Origin of the sequence: Agrobacterium sp. DE0009 (assembly GCF_007680755.1) — a bacterium.
In the GTDB taxonomy this organism is placed as follows: domain Bacteria; phylum Pseudomonadota; class Alphaproteobacteria; order Rhizobiales; family Rhizobiaceae; genus Agrobacterium; species Agrobacterium tumefaciens_B.
In genome coordinates this window covers 1,017,008-1,033,881 of sequence record NZ_VEIU01000001.1, presented here as the reverse complement: position 1 = coordinate 1,033,881, position 16,874 = coordinate 1,017,008, and the positions used below count along the sequence as shown (strand labels likewise).

At 60.3% G+C, this 16,874-nt stretch carries 16 protein-coding genes and 1 pseudogene; 13 read left to right on the top strand and 4 right to left on the bottom strand.

Features of this window, described 5'->3' with window-relative positions; translation table 11 throughout:
* The first annotated feature begins 33 nt into the window (after nt 1–33).
* The 4 genes from FS804_RS05260 (at nt 34) to xylA (ending at nt 5,944) form a co-directional block, all read left to right on the top strand.
* Nucleotides 34–1,617, top strand: a complete 1,584-nt coding sequence (locus FS804_RS05260; protein ID WP_144575315.1) for a DHA2 family efflux MFS transporter permease subunit — start codon at nt 34–36, stop codon at nt 1,615–1,617.
* A gap of 248 nt (nt 1,618–1,865) precedes the next feature.
* A complete protein-coding gene (locus tag FS804_RS05255; RefSeq protein WP_144575312.1) occupies nt 1,866–2,888 on the top strand; it encodes a LacI family DNA-binding transcriptional regulator in 1,023 nt (340 codons plus the stop codon).
* 47 nt (nt 2,889–2,935) lie between these two features.
* A complete protein-coding gene (xylB, locus tag FS804_RS05250; protein ID WP_144576332.1) occupies nt 2,936–4,390 on the top strand; it encodes a xylulokinase in 1,455 nt (484 codons plus the stop codon).
* A gap of 243 nt (nt 4,391–4,633) precedes the next feature.
* Nucleotides 4,634–5,944: a xylose isomerase gene (gene xylA, locus FS804_RS05240; RefSeq protein WP_063950911.1), complete on the top strand. Its 1,311-nt coding sequence runs from the start codon at nt 4,634–4,636 to the stop codon at nt 5,942–5,944.
* Between the two features lie 72 nt (nt 5,945–6,016).
* On the opposite strand, the gene FS804_RS05235 is transcribed toward xylA, so the two are convergent.
* Nucleotides 6,017–6,325 (bottom strand): hypothetical protein, encoded by a 309-nt coding sequence (locus FS804_RS05235; RefSeq protein WP_144575309.1) that lies wholly within the window; start codon nt 6,323–6,325, stop codon nt 6,017–6,019.
* A 272-nt stretch (nt 6,326–6,597) separates the two neighbouring features.
* On the opposite strand from FS804_RS05235, the pseudogene FS804_RS05230 reads away from it, so the two are divergent.
* Together FS804_RS05230 and FS804_RS05225 are read left to right on the top strand one after the other, a co-directional pair.
* Nucleotides 6,598–6,875, top strand: a pseudogene (locus FS804_RS05230) (xylose isomerase); the annotation flags it as partial.
* Nucleotides 6,876–7,028: 153 nt separating this feature from the next.
* A complete protein-coding gene (locus tag FS804_RS05225; RefSeq protein WP_144575304.1) occupies nt 7,029–8,114 on the top strand; it encodes a bifunctional transcriptional activator/DNA repair enzyme AdaA in 1,086 nt (361 codons plus the stop codon).
* 87 nt (nt 8,115–8,201) lie between these two features.
* On the opposite strand, the gene FS804_RS05220 is transcribed toward FS804_RS05225, so the two are convergent.
* Together FS804_RS05220 and FS804_RS05215 are read right to left on the bottom strand one after the other, a co-directional pair.
* Entirely contained in the window at nt 8,202–9,362 is a 1,161-nt protein-coding gene (locus tag FS804_RS05220; protein ID WP_144575301.1) for an AI-2E family transporter, read from the bottom strand.
* Between the two features lie 87 nt (nt 9,363–9,449).
* Entirely contained in the window at nt 9,450–10,310 is an 861-nt protein-coding gene (locus FS804_RS05215; RefSeq protein ID WP_144575298.1) for a VOC family protein, read from the bottom strand.
* Nucleotides 10,311–10,579: 269 nt separating this feature from the next.
* On the opposite strand from FS804_RS05215, the gene FS804_RS05205 reads away from it, so the two are divergent.
* The 4 genes from FS804_RS05205 (at nt 10,580) to FS804_RS05190 (ending at nt 13,006) form a co-directional block, all read left to right on the top strand.
* Nucleotides 10,580–10,990, top strand: a complete 411-nt coding sequence (locus FS804_RS05205) for a universal stress protein (protein ID WP_144575295.1) — start codon at nt 10,580–10,582, stop codon at nt 10,988–10,990.
* A 118-nt stretch (nt 10,991–11,108) separates the two neighbouring features.
* A complete protein-coding gene (locus tag FS804_RS05200; RefSeq protein ID WP_144575292.1) occupies nt 11,109–11,429 on the top strand; it encodes a TraR/DksA C4-type zinc finger protein in 321 nt (106 codons plus the stop codon).
* 310 nt (nt 11,430–11,739) lie between these two features.
* The gene (locus tag FS804_RS05195; protein WP_063950918.1) at nt 11,740–12,408 is read left to right on the top strand and encodes a hemolysin III family protein; all 669 of its coding nucleotides are present in this window, start codon (nt 11,740–11,742) and stop codon (nt 12,406–12,408) included.
* A 100-nt stretch (nt 12,409–12,508) separates the two neighbouring features.
* Nucleotides 12,509–13,006 carry a GNAT family N-acetyltransferase gene (locus FS804_RS05190; protein ID WP_144575290.1) on the top strand — a complete coding sequence of 166 codons (498 nt, stop codon included), beginning with the start codon at nt 12,509–12,511 and terminating at the stop codon, nt 13,004–13,006.
* Between the two features lie 80 nt (nt 13,007–13,086).
* Here the strand turns inward: FS804_RS05190 and msrB are convergent, their stop codons facing one another.
* Entirely contained in the window at nt 13,087–13,494 is a 408-nt protein-coding gene (gene msrB, locus FS804_RS05185) for a peptide-methionine (R)-S-oxide reductase MsrB (RefSeq protein WP_063950920.1), read from the bottom strand.
* A 200-nt stretch (nt 13,495–13,694) separates the two neighbouring features.
* On the opposite strand from msrB, the gene FS804_RS05180 reads away from it, so the two are divergent.
* From FS804_RS05180 to FS804_RS05170, 3 genes are read left to right on the top strand one after another with little or no spacing between them, the layout of a single operon-like run.
* Entirely contained in the window at nt 13,695–16,064 is a 2,370-nt protein-coding gene (locus tag FS804_RS05180; protein WP_144575287.1) for a putative monovalent cation/H+ antiporter subunit A, read from the top strand.
* The gene (locus FS804_RS05175) at nt 16,061–16,480 is read left to right on the top strand and encodes a Na(+)/H(+) antiporter subunit B (protein ID WP_063950922.1); all 420 of its coding nucleotides are present in this window, start codon (nt 16,061–16,063) and stop codon (nt 16,478–16,480) included. The genes FS804_RS05180 and FS804_RS05175 overlap by 4 nt, the downstream gene beginning before the upstream one ends.
* Entirely contained in the window at nt 16,480–16,857 is a 378-nt protein-coding gene (locus FS804_RS05170; protein WP_063950923.1) for a Na+/H+ antiporter subunit C, read from the top strand. The genes FS804_RS05175 and FS804_RS05170 overlap by 1 nt, the downstream gene beginning before the upstream one ends.
* Nucleotides 16,858–16,874 lie beyond the last annotated feature (17 nt).

Here is a 16,874-nt window from a genome sequence, read left to right as displayed (position 1 = left end):
GCGCGTCTCTGACGCACCGTTGAGGGCAAGATCATGGCGGCTACGGTTGTCGGTACGGGCGGGGCGTCCATCCCCGCCGATCCCCCAATGGACAGGCGCAGGCTCATCGCGTTCTTCGCGATGGTCTTCGGCATGTTCATGTCCATTCTCGACATTCAGATCGTCTCCGCCTCGCTTGCGGAAATCCAGGCCGGCCTCGGCGCCGGCTCGGATGAGATCGCCTGGGTGCAGACCTCCTATCTGATCGCCGAAGTGATCATGATCCCGCTGTCGGGCACGCTGGCGCGCATCCTGTCCACGCGCGTGCTGTTCGCCACCTGTGCGGCTGGATTCACCATATCGAGCGCGCTCTGCGCCACCGCCACCAATATCGACCAGATGATCGTGTATCGTGCGATCCAGGGCTTTATCGGCGGCGGCATGATCCCGTCGGTCTTTGCGGCTGCCTTCACCATCTTCCCGCCATCGAAGCGTTCGGTCGTCTCACCAATCATCGGTCTGGTCGCTACGCTTGCACCCACCATCGGCCCGACGGTCGGCGGTTATCTTTCCAATGCCTTTTCCTGGCACTGGCTGTTCCTCGTCAACATCATTCCCGGCATCATCGTCACCATCCTGACCTGGAGCCTGATCGATTTCGACAAGCCGGAAAAGTCGCTCTGGAAGAAGTTCGACTGGTGGGGGCTGATCTCCATGGCGGTCTTCCTCGGCTCGCTGGAATATGTGCTGGAAGAGGGCAACAACAAGGACTGGTTCAACGACGAACACATCGTGCTGGGCTCGGTGGCCATGGCCATCGGTGCTGTCGTGTTTTTCTGGCGCGCCTTCAAGGTGGAATTCCCCGTGGTTGACATCCGCGCCTTTGCGGACCGCAACTTCTCGATCGGCTCGCTCTTCTCCTTCGTCATGGGCATAGGCCTTTATGGCCTGACCTATCTCTACCCGCTCTATCTCGGCCGGGTGAGGGGATATGATGCGCTGATGATCGGCGAGACCATGTTCGTGTCCGGTCTTGCCATGTTCTTCACCGCGCCGATTGCCGGCAAAGTTTCCACAAAGCTCGATCCCCGCGTCATGATGGCCATCGGCTTCATCAGCTTCGGTTGCGGCACCTGGATCATGACGCATGTGACGACGGACTGGGATTTCTATGAGCTGCTGATCCCGCAGATCCTGCGCGGTTTCGGGCTGATGATGTGCATGGTGCCGATCAACAACATCGCGCTCGGCACGCTGCCGCCCGCGCGTATCCGCAATGCGTCCGGCCTGTTCAACCTTACCCGTAACCTCGGCGGCGCCGTCGGCCTTGCCGTCATCAACACCATGCTGTCGCAGCGCACGGATGACCATTATGTGCGGCTGGCCGAACATATCAGCTATTCCAACCCGAAGGCGCTTGAATGGCTGAACAGTGTCGGCGCCAACTATGATTCCTATGGGCTGGATGGTGCCTCCGTCGCGGTCAAGAAAATGGTCGGGATGGTCTCGCAGCAGGCTTGGATATTGGCGTTCGCCGATGTTTTCTTCGCGCTGACGATTTTGTTCGGCAGCCTGATCTTCATGACGATCCTGATCCAGAAACCCAAGGCAGCGCCGCCACCAGACGCGGCGCACTGATAAAATCCCCTCCCATCCACCGCAGAGCTGGGGCCGTTGGAAACAACGGCCCCTTTTTTCTGCCTGTTGGCTTAATGGGGCGAGCGGTTGCCGCGTGTTTCTTCTCCCCCTGGGGGAGAAGAAACACGCGGCAACGCGGGCGAGAGAAAACCGACGGATCGCCGTCTTGCATCGAAATATGAGGTACGTACATCATTTTTCGATTTACGACGGCGGCAAAGCTGGATATGCAAGGGGAGGGAGGAGCCATGAAGCCGACAGTTCACGATATCGCCGAACGGGCGGGCGTCAGCCTTGCCACGATCGATCGGGTGCTGAACATGCGCCCGGGCGTGCATGCGGCCACCCGGGCGAGGGTGGAAGCCGCCATTGCCGAACTGGGTTACGTGCGCGATATCGCAGCCGCCAACCTGGCAAAGAGCCGTAATTATTCGATGGTCTTCATCCTGCCCGGCAATGATAACTCCTTCATGGCGACGCTGCGCGCCGAGGTGCGGGCGGCCGCGAGCCGTTCGCATCTGGAGCGCACGGCAATACGCGTCATAGAGGTCCCGCCATTCAATGCATCGGCGCTGACGGAGGCGCTTGAGGTGGCCCGGCGGGAGAAGCCGTCGGGTGTGGCTTTCGTCGCCACCGATTCTGAAGATGTGGCCGAGGCTGCGGACCGGCTCGCCGATGATGGCATTGCCACGGTGACGCTGGTGTCGGACCTGTCGGGGTCGCGCCGCGACCATTATGCCGGTGTCGATAACGTCGCGGCCGGGCGCACGGCGGCAAGCCTGATGGGGCGTTTCCTTTCAGGGCGCGTCGGCGATGTCGCCGTTGTCGCCGGCTCCATGCTGGTGCGTGACCACCGCGAGCGTCTGGAAGGGTTTCGCACCGTCATCGAAAACGAATTTCCGCAGGTGCGGCTGCTGCCGGTTCTTGAGGGTAGGGATGATCCGCTCACCGTCGAGACGCTGGTGCGCGAGGCGCTTGGCAATGCAACCCTTGCCGGCATTTACAGCCTCGGTGCCGGTAATCGAGGCCTCATCAAGGCGCTTGGCGCCGCCGATGGTGAAAGACCACTTTCCGTCATCGCCCATGAACTCACGGAAAACACTGCCAGTGCGCTGCGGCAGGGGCTGCTGGATGCCGTTCTCAACCAGGATGCCGGCCACGAGGTGCGTAGCGCCATCCGCGTCCTGAAGGCGCGCGCCGATGGCCTGCCCGTTATCGCCGCGCAGGAACGTATCCGTATCGACATCTTCCTCAGGGACAATCTTCCCTGAATAAAACTGCTGAAAGTGGCGCATGGCGCGCCGGAATGGAGAAATATATGTATCTCGGTCTCGATCTTGGCACTTCAGGCGTCAAAGCCCTGCTGATGGACGGCGATCAGAAAATCATCGGCTCGGCCAACGGCTCGCTCGATGTTTCGCGCCCGCATCACGGCTGGTCGGAACAGGACCCTGCCGACTGGATTGCCGCGACAAAAACCGCCGTTGCCGGCCTGAAGCAGAAGTTTCCAAAAGAGCTTGCCGCGGTGAAGGGCATCGGCCTTTCCGGCCAGATGCACGGCGCAACACTTGTCGATGCCGATGGCAAGGTGCTGCGCCCCTGCATCCTGTGGAACGACACGCGTTCCCACGCTGAAGCTGCCGCACTCGACGCCGATCCGCGTTTCCGAAAGATAACCGGCAATATCGTCTTCCCCGGCTTTACCGCGCCGAAGCTTGCCTGGGTGGCGAAGAACGAACCCGAGATCTTCGCGAAAGTGGCCAAGGTGCTGCTGCCGAAGGATTATCTGCGTCTCTGGCTGACCGGCGAATATATCTCGGAAATGTCCGATTCCGCTGGCACCTCCTGGCTTGATACCGGTGCACGCAAATGGTCTTCCGAGCTGCTTGCCGCGACGGGACTCGATGAAAAGCATATGCCGTCTCTGGTGGAAGGCACGGATGAGGCGGGCGTTCTGCGCGCGGAGCTGGCTTCCGAATGGGGGATTTCCGGCCGCGCCGTCGTTGCCGGTGGGGCGGGCGACAATGCGGCCTCCGCCTGCGGCATGGGCACGGTGAAGGAAGGCCACGCCTTCGTCTCGCTCGGCACATCCGGCGTGCTTTTCGCCGCCAATGCCTCCTATCTGCCGAAGCCGGAAAGCGCCGTGCATGCTTTCTGCCACGCGCTGCCAAACACCTGGCACCAGATGGGAGTCATCCTTTCCGCCACCGATGCGCTGAACTGGTACTCGCGCCTCACAGGCCAATCCGCCGCCGATCTGACCGGCGAACTGGGCGAAACGCTGCTTGCCCCGACCGGCGTCACCTTCGCGCCCTATCTTTCCGGCGAGCGCACACCGCACAACGACGCCGCCATCCGCGGCTCCTTCATCGGCCTATCGCATGAAAGCGACCGCAAGGCGCTGACCCAGGCCGTGCTTGAGGGTGTGACCTTCGCGATCAGGGACAATCTCGAAGCACTGAAATCGGCCGGCACCTCAATTTCCCGCGTCACCGCCATCGGCGGCGGCTCGCGCTCGGCCTATTGGCTGGCGTCTATCGCCACCTCCCTCGGCGTGCCCGTCGATATTCCGGCGGAAGGCGATTTCGGCGCCGCCTTCGGTGCTGCCCGCCTTGGCCTGATTGCCGCAACCGGGGCTGATCCGGTGGCGGTGTGCTCGCAGCCGGAAACGGCGCGGACGATTGAGCCTGTGGCTGATCTGGCCGGTGCCTATGAGCAGGCTTACCGGCGGTACCATGCGCTTTATCCGGCTATTCGGGCGCTTTCGCAGTGAGGTGTCGAGGGTGCGGTTTACCCCCCTCTGTCCTGCCGGACATCTCCCCCACAAGGGGGGAGATCGAATTGCTGCGCCGTCCCGGCCATCTCTAACATTGCTGAGGATGCGCCGAAGTTATCGTCTTGCCGATCTCCCTCCTTGTAGGGGAGATGTCCGGCAGGACAGAGGGGGGTAAGCGGCAAACGCTGACCTTAATTTTCAAACACCATTCAAACCCACCCCAAGAGGAGGAACCACCCAATGAGCACAGGCTTCTTCGGCGATATCGCCAAGATCAAATATGAAGGCCCCGATAGCACCAATCCGCTGGCCTTCCGCCATTACAACCCTGACGAAATCGTCGCCGGCAAGCGCATGGAAGATCACTTGCGTTTTGCGGTTGCCTATTGGCACACCTTCACCTGGCCGGGTGGTGACCCCTTCGGTGGCCAGACTTTCGAGCGCCCGTGGTTCGAAGACAGCATGCAGGCCGCGAAACTGAAAGCGGACGTGGCCTTCGAATTTTTCTCGCTGCTCGGTTCGCCGTTCTATTGCTTCCATGATGCCGACGTACGGCCGGAAGGCAAAAACTTCGCCGAAAACACCAGGAACCTCAACGAGATCGTTGATTATTTCGCGCAGAAGCAGGCCGATACCGGCGTGAAGCTGCTATGGGGCACGGCCAACCTCTTCTCCAACCGCCGCTTTATGTCGGGTGCTGCGACCAATCCGGATCCTGACGTCTTCGCCTTCTCCGCCGCAACGGTGAAGACCTGCATGGACGCCACCAAGAAACTCGGCGGCGCGAACTACGTTCTGTGGGGCGGCCGCGAAGGCTACGAAACCCTGCTCAACACCGATCTTTCCCGCGAGCTCGACCAGCTTGGCCGCTTCCTCAATCTGGTGGTGGAATATAAATACAAGATCGGTTTCGAAGGTACGATCCTGATCGAGCCGAAGCCGCAGGAGCCGACCAAGCACCAGTACGACTATGACGTCGCCACCGTTTATGCCTTCCTGCAGAAGAACGGACTCGACAAGGAAGTGAAGGTCAATATCGAGCAGGGCCATGCCATCCTCGCCGGCCATTCCTTTGAGCACGAACTGGCCATGGCCAATGCCTTCGGCATCTTCGGCTCCATCGACATGAACCGCAACGACTACCAGTCCGGTTGGGATACCGACCAGTTCCCCAACAACGTGCCGGAAATGGCGCTCGCCTATTATCATGTTCTTGCTGGCGGCGGCTTCAAGAATGGCGGCACCAACTTCGATTCAAAGCTGCGCCGCCAGTCGCTCGATCCGCAGGACCTGCTGATCGGCCATATCGGCGGCATGGATTGCTGCGCTCGTGGCCTGAAGGCAGCGGCGAAGATGATCGAGGACGGCGCATTGTCGAAGCCGCTCAAGGAGCGCTACGCTAAGTGGGATTCGCCGGAAGCCCAGAAGATGCTGCGCGGCGAGCTGAAGCTCGACGAGATCGCGGCACTGGTCGAGCGCGAGGATATCAATCCCGAGCCGAAATCGGGTCGTCAGGAATATCTCGAAAACGTCGTCAACCGTTACGTTTAAGCATAACGTTCCAAGCTAGTGTGGGGCGGCGGATCTGGCCGCCGCTCCCGTTTTTTCCGTCGCGAAATGTTTCTACCATTTGCAGGTTTTGAGCTTGATCGCGAAGTCCTTTACTTCCTGTACGAAATCTCCTCCGCCTGAGACAATCTCCAGTTCGAAATCGGCGAGTTCTTCTCCGGCGGTTGCCTGTTTCACCACAGCACCCAGATCCGCGAGACCGGCTTTGATCTGATCCGGCGTCAGCGAAAAACCACGCGCGGCCGCATCGGCCCCGATCGCCTCGGCAAGTTCGGCCTCGTTGGTGATATTGGCGAAGCGGGCAAGTGTTGCCGTATCTTTACGGATCTGTGCGTAATAGGCGGCGGCCTGTGTGGTCGTCATGTCTCTGCTCCCGTTGCGATAGAGCGTTTGCGGTGAAGGAAGGTTCAGCGGAAACGCTCTCATTCCATGTTTTCATGAATGCCAGGCGCAAGAGCGTGATGCGCTCCTGCGCCTGGGTTCAGGCAGTCTGCGGCACTGGAGGTTCCGCTGGCCAACTCCATATTCGGCGACAAAAACACTTTGTGACAGGCTGATGAGCTATGCTGGAGCCTCCAGGCGCTATGCATTCAAAGTCATCGTCGTCGGCACCGATGCGGTGGAGACCGTTCTGCCAGTTTTTCGATCCGCAGGACCTGCCCATCGGCATATCGGCGGCATGGATTGTGCGCGCGCTCTCAAGGCAGCGGCGAAGATGATCGAGGACGGCGCGTTGTCGAAGCCGCTCAAGGAGCGCTCCGCCAAGTGGGATTCGCCGGAAGCCCAGAAGATGCTGCGCGGGGAGCTGTAGCTCGATGAGATCGCGGCACTGGTCGAGCGCGAGGATATCAATCCCGAGCCAAAATCCGGTCGCCGGGAATATCTGGAAAACGTCGTCAATCTTCACGTTTGACATCGACAAGAGGGCAGCGTCAGCGCTGCCCTCTTGCGCATCGGCGAAGGGTTACCCGCAGGCGGGCCCTTTACCGGGGGAATGGTTCGACATGTCCACATCCGCGCCCGTTTTTCGGCGGCATGGCGCCAGGATTTGCGCTAGCATTCTTCCATGATGCTGTTCAAACGCCCCAACACCGAAACGCTTTACGCCGCCCTCGTGGCCAAGGACCCCGCCTATGAAGGCGTGGCTTATGTCTGCGTGACGTCCACCAAAATCTTCTGCCGCTTCACCTGCACGGCGCGCAAACCGAAAATCGAGAATTGCCGCTTTCGGGAAACCATCGCCGAATGCCTTGAAGCGGGTTTCCGGCCCTGCAAGCGGTGCAAGCCGATGTTGTCCTACGGCGCGGCCGACGAGACGGTCGCCTCGCTGCTGGCGGCGCTCGAGGAAGACCCGGCGCGGCGTTGGAGAGAGGATGATATCGTGGCGCTCGGCCATGATCCATCGACGGTCCGGCGCGCGTTCAAGCGCCGTTTCGGCATGAGCTTTCTGGAAATCGCCCGCTTGAGGCGGCTTGGCGATGCGGCTGAGAGCATTGCCTCCGGCGAAGCGGTGATTGGTGCGCAGATCGATGCCGGATACGAGTCCGGCAGCGGTTTTCGCGCGGCCATCAACCAGTTCTTCGGGACCTCGCCAGCTGCCATGAAAGGCAAGGGCTTCCTTAAGGGCGCCTGGATCGACACGCCTGTTGGCCCGATGCTCGCCGTTGCCGACGATCACGCCCTGCATCTGCTTGAATTTGCCGACCGGCCGGCACTGCCCGCCGAACTGAAACGGCTGAAGACGCGCACCGGCGCGGATATGGTGCTTGGCCGCACGGCCGTGACCGAAACGATCGAAGCAGAACTTGAGGCATATTTCGCGGGCCGCGCTGCGAATTTCGAAACCCGGCTTGCCGGCCACGGCACGGCTTTCGAGCGCGATGTCTGGCGGAACCTGCGGGCCATTCCAGTGGGCAGGATCGTCAGCTACTCCTCGCTCGCAACATCCATGGAAAGGCCGTCGGCCGTGCGTGCCGTCGCCCGCGCCAACGGCGCAAACCAGATCGCCATCGTCATTCCCTGCCACCGCGTGATCGGCGCCGATGGCAGCCTGACCGGCTATGGCGGCGGGCTGTGGCGCAAGAGGTGGCTGATCGAGCATGAGCGACGCATGGGCGAGCGGCTGGCGCGGGAAATGCCGCTTGCTTCGTGAGCGGGCTGGGTGTTGGCCAAGGGCCGCCCTTTAATACCTGGCGAGGGGGTAAACCACTCGCCAGCGCCGGTAATCGAAAACCAGCATTCAATCCGGCAGGTTCGGCACCACCTTGCGCGACGGGAACAGCTCGCGCGTCACCGTCATGGCAATGAGCGATAGCGGCAGGGCAAGCATTGCGCCGGCTGCGCCCCACATCCACGTCCAGAAGATGATCATGACGAAGACGAGGAAGGGATTGATCTCCATGTTGCGGCCAACGACCGCCGGGAAGGCAAGATTCTCCATCAACAGGTGAACGGTGAAAAAGACGCCCGCTGGCAGCAGTGCAAGGATCATGTTGTCATGGGTGATGATGCCCGCGACGGTGAGCGATATGGTCATCAATGTAATGCCGAGAAAAGGGATAAAGCTCGAAAGAAAGGCAAACAGCCCCCAGAGAAGCGGCATGGCGAGGCCGCCGAAATAGGCGATGACGATCATCGTGACGCCCAGTGCCGCGTAGATGAGGCTAGCCGTCGCAAAATAGGTGCCCAGCACCTTTTCCACCGAGCCGATGATGCGAATGGTTCTCAGCCTTTGATGGCGTGCCGGAAAGGCCATGATGAGAGCCTTGCGCAGGCGCAGGCGGCTGTAGAGAAACATCAGCAGCGCCGCAAGGAAGATGAGGCCCTGAACAATCGCAGGTGTCACGTTTGCGCCAAGCAGGGAGATGATTTCACCGCTCCGCGACAGCAGAGATTCCATCGACATCGAGCCCATGCTGAATGTGGCGGCGGATATATTCAACCAACGAAAATTTTCGACGTAGGGCAGGAAGCGGTCGATGCTGCGCTCGATCAGGGCCGGGCCCTCCGTTGCCAGTTGCGAGATCGGATCGATCAGCGAATTCACTACGAAGAAGATGACGGCCGCGACAAGGCTGGACAGGATGATGGCAACGCCTGCGCCGGGAATGCCGTAGGAGGCCAGTTTTTCGGCCGAGATGCCGAGGATCATGCCAACGACAACAGCCATGACGACGGGCATAAGGATCATCGACAATTCATGAATGACCGCCATGGACATGATCAGGAAAATACCGATGACCGACCAGGCAACAAAAACGTCGAGCGCCTCGCGGCCCAGCGGCTGCTGGCTGCGCGCATCGTCCCGTTGCGACACCGATGCGGGTGTCGCGAGAGGATCAGCGTGGTCTGCGATCAAGGTCGCAGGGCCGGCGTGATCCGGTTTGGCATTCTCATTCATCGGACTATCCCCCAATAAGGCGATTAACGTCCGAGAAATCCGGCGGTTCCGGGGCTGCGCAAATTTCAGCGGCCCCGCTGTCTAGCCTTATGCAGATAGCTTCAGGCCGATGCCCCAGGGGTCTTTCACGACGATCCCGTCGCTTTGCCTTTCCGTGGCAATTTCAAGTCGGTCGAGCGCGGAAATTGCCTGCTCGAGCGCGGCCGGTTCGTTGAATTTCAGCGAGTAGCCGGAAAGGCCGGTCATGTTGTCCTTGCGGGCCACGGCCCCGCGGCTGTTCCAGATATTGGCGGCAACGTGGTGGTGGTAGGCGCCCGACCCGAAGAAACTCGCGCCCGGATAACGCGCCATGATCTTCAGCCCCAGCACATCCTGATAAAACTCATCCGCCTGCGGAATATTGCCGACCTGCAGATGGATGTGGCCGATGGCGGTTCCATCCGCAGCACCCGTGAAGGCCGTCTTCGGCGCGCTGTCGTAAAGTGCCTGAAGGTTGAGGCCGAGTGTCGCCATCTCCACGGTGCCGTCGGGCTGGTAGGTCCATTCGTCAGGGGACCGATCGCGATAGACCTCGATGCCGTTGCCTTCGGGGTCGGCGAGATAGATCGCCTCGCTGACCAGATGATCGGAGGCGCCCTGAAACTGGATATTGTTATGGGCGGCATGCGCCAGCCAGTTGGCGAGATCACTCCGGCTCGGCATCAGGAAGGCGGTGTGGAACAGCCCCGCAGCGTTGCGCGGCGCGCGTTCCGCCGAGGTAGAGGTGGAGAGGGTCAGCAGCGGCTGGCCGCCGACACCAAGCACTTCGCCGCTCGCATTCTTTTCCAGGACCGAGAGTCCGATGATCTTCTGGTAGAAGTCCGAAACACGCGGCAGATCGTGAACGACGAGGTGCGCCTGACCGACATAAGCTGGCCGCGTCAGGGCGAATTGTTTGATTTCACTCATCTTGATCTCCATATTGAATCCGACGCCCCGTCGGGGCGGATCGGTCGCCGAAGGATCGGCCGACGCCGCTTTGCGGCGTTTGTCGAAGGTGAATATGGGCTGCTTTCGTCGTTCAGAAAAGATCGCCTGCAGACGATTGACTGTCCACTATTTGTTGACAATGAAGCTCGTCGGCCTCTTGCGGCTTTGACTTCGATCAAGGCAAAGGCCGCGCTGGCGGGGAATGATGAGCGAGACGGAAATAACGGATCAAGCCACAGGAGACAGCCATGTACAAGAAGATCATCGTACCGGTAGACCTCAGCGCCACTGACAAGGGAGAAAAAATTCTCGAAAAGGCCAAGGCGTTGCTGGACCCGGACGGCGAGATCGTTCTCATCAATGTTGTCGAGGAACTGCCGGGTTACATGGCGATCGATCTGCCTGTGGACCTCATCGAAAATGCCATTAAGGACGCCAAGGCGAAACTCGCCGATCTCAAGGCTAGAAGCGGTTTCAAGGGTAGCCATGAAATCAGAAGCGGTGCGCCCGCGCGCGAAATCATCGCCGCTGCCGAGGAGCACAAGGCTGACCTGATCATCATCGCCTCGCACACGCCTGACTTTACCAACTACTTCATCGGTGCAACGGCCGACCGCGTGGTGCGTCACGCCAAATGCTCGGTGCTGGTGGATCGATAGGCCTGACGATCCAGAGGGGGCGGGCAGGGTTACAGCCCCCAGGCATTTCCAGGAAAAGTAAAATCCGGTTTTCCGTCCGGAAATGCGACAAGCGAGAAGATGGGCTGGAGGAAAGATCATGAATGTCGACAGTTACGAGAAAATCCTGCGGGATCGTCAGCGCGAGCTTTACCGCCGCCTGCATAAGATCGAGGCGGACTTCGAAGAGCCGCGCAATCCCGACGATGACGATCGCGCAACCGAACGCAGCAATGACGAGGTGCTGGACGAGATGGGACAAGCGGGTCAGGACGAGCTGCGCGCCATTGACGCAGCCCTAGACCGCATTGCGAACGGTACCTTCGGCATCTGCGTCAAATGCGGAAGGGAGATTTCGCCGGAACGGCTGAAGGCTGTGCCTTATACGCCGTTCTGCCGGGGATGTGCTGCGGCGCTGTGAGGGGTGAACGACCTTTCCTCCGTCATGCCGGACCTGATCCGGCATCAAGCCGACGCGCGTCTGCGCGGCGAGAAGTTCTTTCAGCCCAAGGACTTGGGCTGGCTGGATACCGGCTCAGGGCCGGTATGACGGTGTGTAGGTACGACAACCTGAAAAACTCATCCTTATCGCTAGGGAACGTCGCCTGCCCCCAACCTCTCCTTTCGCAACAGCCTCGAACGCAATTTGATCGGCGTTAACCGCACGCTGTCTTGTTCCTGTCTAATATTGCCGTCATGCTTCCCTCAAAGCACGCAGACAGGAATGAGAAATGAGCGAGATGTGGCGGTTTGGGCGCCAGTATGATTTTCACGAGATTGTCGCCGATGGCATCGTCCATGGGGTCGGCATCGTCTTTGCGCTGATCGGCGCGACCGCGCTGATCTTCTATGCGATGACATGGGGCAGCATCAGTGCGATTGCCGCCGCGTGGATCTATGGTCTCGGTCTCGTTGCCTGCCTCTCCGTGTCCTTCACCTACAATATCTGGCCTCACTCCAACGTAAAATGGTTCCTGCGCCGCCTCGACCATTCGGCCATCTTCATCCTCATCGCGGCAACCTATACGCCGTTTTTGATGCGCGGCATCCACGATCCCCTGATTGCCGTCATGCTGGGGCTGATCTGGCTTGCCGCCATCTGCGGCATCCTGCTCAAATGCGTATTTCCCGGCCGCTATGACCGTGTCGCGATTGGCCTTTATCTCGCCATGGGCTGGAGCGGCGTCATGGTTGTCGGCCCTCTGTCGTCGCATCTCTCCCCGCTCACGCTGTGGCTGATCGTCGCCGGCGGCGTTATCTATTCGCTCGGTGTCATCTTCCATGTGTGGGAGAAGCTGCGTTTCCAGAACGCCATCTGGCACGCCTTCGTGGTCGCGGCCGCTGCGGTTCATTATGTTGCTGTCGTCACCGCCTTCAGCCTCGTTCCGCTCGCATCCTGACGCGGCGCACTGGACATCGCTCCGTTTCATCGCTTAAGGCTCGTCGCAGGAGCTGCCGCCTTTCCGCGTCCGCTCGTTCAGAACGATGAGGCAAAGCACTATGACCGTGGAACTGCGCGATGCGACCGTTGATGACCTCTGCGGGATCATGGAGATTTACAACGACGCCGTGGTGAATACGACGGCGATCTGGAACGAGGTCGTGGTGGATCTGGACAACCGCAAGGAATGGTTTTCCGCCCGCAGATCACGCGGATTTCCCGTCATCGTCGCCATTCTCGAGGGCAAGGTTGCCGGCTATGCTTCCTATGGCGACTGGCGCGCCTTTGACGGTTATCGCCACACCCGCGAACATTCGGTCTATGTGCATAAGGATGCGCGTGGCCATGGCATTGGCATGCGGCTGATGCGGGCGTTGATCGATCATGCCGCCGGTAACGACGTGCATGTCCTGATCGCCGCCATCGAATCGGAAAACACCGCCTCGATCCGCCTGCATGAAAGTCTGGGCTTCACCGTTGCAGGCCGGTTTTCAGAGGTGGGCACCAAGTTTGGCCGCTGGCTGGATTTGACATGCATGGAACTGAAGCTGGGGTGAACGCCATCTGTGGAACGGGCGATGGCCGCTTGTTTCTTCTCCCCGCCGGTGAGAAGAAACTCGCGGCACGGTCCTGCCACTCAAACCGGCTCGAACACCATCGAATGGCCGTTGATGCAGTAGCGAAGACCTGTGGGTGGCGGGCCGTCGGGGAAGACGTGGCCGAGGTGGCCGCCGCAATTGGCGCAGCGGATTTCCGTGCGCACCATGCCATGGCTCGCATCGCGATGTTCGGTCACGGCACCCGGCTTCACCGGCTCGAAATAGCTCGGCCAGCCGCAACCGGCGTCGAATTTCGTATCGGAGAGGAAAAGCGGCTCGTCGCATGCGGCGCAGCGATAGAGGCCCTTCTGGAATGTATCCCAATAGGGACCGGTGAAGGCGCGCTCCGTGCCGTGTTCGCGCAGGATGCGATATTGTTCCGGCGTCAGCTGCTCACGCCATTCGGCATCGGTCTTGTTCACTTTGGGGGATGTCAGATCGCTCATGGAATGATCCTTTCTGTTCCCGCCTCAAATAATCATCGCTGAGGCGGATTGAAAGGGGAGGCGGGTCATAACGCTTTCGTTATGAAGCGGACGGACCGATTTCGGTTGAGATGCCCGTATCTATGCCTTAACTGAAAAACGAATTTAAGTAGACTGCCGCTTGAGTGGCGCGAGGATGGGGGACATCCCGGGAGATGTGAATGACACCAGATGTCACGCCGCTGACATTCCTGTCGCTGTTTCTGCCGTTCCTGGCAGCGCTTGCCGCGCCTGCACTGGTGAAACGGTTTGGTCATAACGCGGCCTGGATCATCGCCATCGCGCCGGCTTTGGCGTTCCTCCATTTTGCGCGGATGCTGCCGGAGGTCGCAGCTGGTGGCGTGGTGACGGGCGGTTATGCCTGGGTGCCGAGTTTCAATCTCAGCTTCTCCTGGTTCATCGACGGCCTGTCGCTCACCTTTGCGTTGCTGATCACGGGCATCGGCATGCTGGTCGTCCTTTATGCGGGCGGTTACATGAAAGGCCACCCGCAGCAGGGCCGTTTCCTGTCCTTCCTGTTGCTCTTCATGGGGGCAATGCTCGGCGTCGTCGTCTCAGACAGCCTGCTGATGCTCTTCGTTTTCTGGGAGCTCACCTCCATCACATCCTTCCTGCTGATCGGGTTCGATCATGAGCGGGCCGCCTCGCGCCGCGCCGCGCTACAGGCGCTGGTGGTGACCGGCGGCGGTGGTCTGCTGCTGCTTGCCGGGCTGATCTTCATCTGGGACATCAGCGGTATCACGCAATTGTCGATGCTGGTACGCGGCGGCGATGTGCTGCGCGACAGCCCGTTTTATCTGGCGGCTCTGCTTCTGGTTCTCGGCGGCGCCTTTACCAAATCTGCGCAGTTTCCCTTCCATTTCTGGCTGCCCAACGCCATGGAAGCGCCAACGCCTGTCTCGGCCTATCTGCATTCGGCGACCATGGTGAAGGCCGGCGTTTATCTGCTGATGCGCCTCAACCCGGTTCTCGGCGATACGGCCGCCTGGCAGATCCTGCTGCCCTTTTTCGGCGGGCTGACGATGCTCACAGGCGCGCTGCTCGCCGTGCGCCAGACAGACCTGAAGCTGATGCTTGCCTATACCACGGTGTCGTCGCTCGGCCTCCTGGTCATGCTCACGGGCTTCGGGTCTGCTCACGCCATAGAGGCGGCGGTGCTTTATCTTGTCGCGCATTCCCTGTTCAAGGGCGCGCTGTTCATGGTTGCCGGCATTATCGATCACGAGACCGGCACGCGTGACGTGACGAAGCTCGGTGGCCTGCGAAAAGCCATGCCGATCACCTTTGCGGCAGCGCTGGCGGCGGCGATTTCCATGGCTGGCCTGCCCCCTTTCTTCGGCTTCCTCGCCAAGGAGGAGATTTATTATGCGCTGGCTCATGCCAATCCGCGCGCCGTGCTGTTTACCGGGATTGCTCTCATCGGCAACGCGCTGATGTTCGCCGTCGCCTTTGCCGTCGCGCTGAAACCCTTCCTTGGCAAGCCGGTCAAAACCCCGAAACACGCCCATGAAGGCCCGGTTCTGCTGTGGCTCGGCCCGGCGCTCCTGGCGCTGAAGGGGCTGACGATCGCACTGTTTTCCGCCGTTGCGCATTTTTACATCTCCACCCCCATGGCGAGCGCCATTGCGGGCGAGGCGCGGCCGGTGGAAATCTCACTGATCCCGCATATCGGCGTGCCGCTTGGCCTGTCGCTGCTGACCATCGCGCTCGGCATCGTCTTTTATAACAAGCTTTCCACCCTGCGCAGCCTGATGGACCGCAGCTTCAAGGCATTGGGGGCGGGGCCGGACAGAGGCTTTGACGTCTTCATCGAAATGCTGGTGCGGATGTCCTTCCACATCACGCGGCTCATCCAGCCGGGCAGGCTGGAATTTTACGTCACCGCCACCTTCGCCGTTATCGCTGCCGTGCTGCTGGTGCCGCTGTTCCTTTATGACGAACTACCGTCCATGCCAGCCTGGCCGGGTGACATGCAAATCCATGAGCTGACATTCATCGTCATTGCGGTCGCCGGTCTCGTTGCGGTGCTGACGGCGTCGAGCCGGCTCACGGCCATCATCGCGCTCGGCATCCAGGGCTTTGCGGTCGCCGTCATCTTCCTGCTGTTCGGCGCGCCTGATCTGTCATTCACGCAGTTCATGGTCGAGACGTTGTCGGTGGTCATCCTCACGCTGGTGATGACGCGGCTTCGCCTGTCACCGTCAGACCACCGCGGCCTTGGCCAGAAGCTGCTCGATAGCACCATCGCCATTGCCTGCGGAATAGGCTTTGCCCTGTTCCTGATGCGGGCGACGCAGGCGAGCTTCGACAACCGCCTGACGGACTTCTACAACACCTATTCCAAGGTCATTGCCCACGGGGCGAATGTGGTCAACGTCATCATCGTCGACTTCCGCGGCACGGATACGCTCGGTGAAATCGCGGTCGTGATGATAACCGGCCTCGCCATCCTTGCGCTCATCCGCATTCGGCCGACCGCCGCTATCAAAGGTCCAGCGAAATCCGCGAAGAAAAAGGGAGCACGCGCATGAATACGCTTATCCTGCGCACCATTGCCCCCGTTGTTACCAGTCTGATGGTGCTTTTTTCCATCTTTGTGCTGCTGCGCGGCCACAACGAGCCCGGCGGCGGCTTTATCGGCGGTTTGATCGCTGTGTCGGCACTGGCGATTTATGGCATCGCTTACGGCGTTTCGGCGGTTCGCCGGGCGATTGTGTTTCATCCGCTGGCCATTGCCGGGGCAGGGCTGCTGGCTTCGATGCTTTCGGGCCTGGTGTCGATGGCGGCTGGCGTTCCCTTCATGACAGGGCTCTGGATCTATCCGAACCTGTTGGGGGTGGAGATTCCCCTCTCCACCGTCATGTCCTTCGATATTGGCGTCTATCTTGTCGTGGTCGGCGCCATCACATCCATTGCACTTGCGCTGGAAGAAAGGGATAGCGACTGATGGAAGCGGTCTTCTCGATTCTCGTCGGCATCTTCTTTTCGGTGGCGATCTATCTCATGCTGTCGCGTCACAGCATCCGTGTGCTGCTCGGCATCGCCATTCTCGGCAATGCGGTGAACCTGCTGCTGTTCACCGCAGGCCGGTTGACGCGCGAGGTGCCGCCGATCATTCCACCGGGCCTGGACACGCTGCCCGCAGGTGCGGCCAATCCGCTGCCGCAGGCGCTTATCCTCACGGCTATCGTGATTTCCTTTTCCTTCTTCTGTTTTCTCCTGGTGCTGACCTGGCGTGCATTTCAGGAACTGCAGACCGACGATACGGATGAAATGCGCACCGCAGAACCGGCAGGCGAGCCCCTGCCGCCGCTCGGTTATTGAGCGGCGAGGCTGAGACA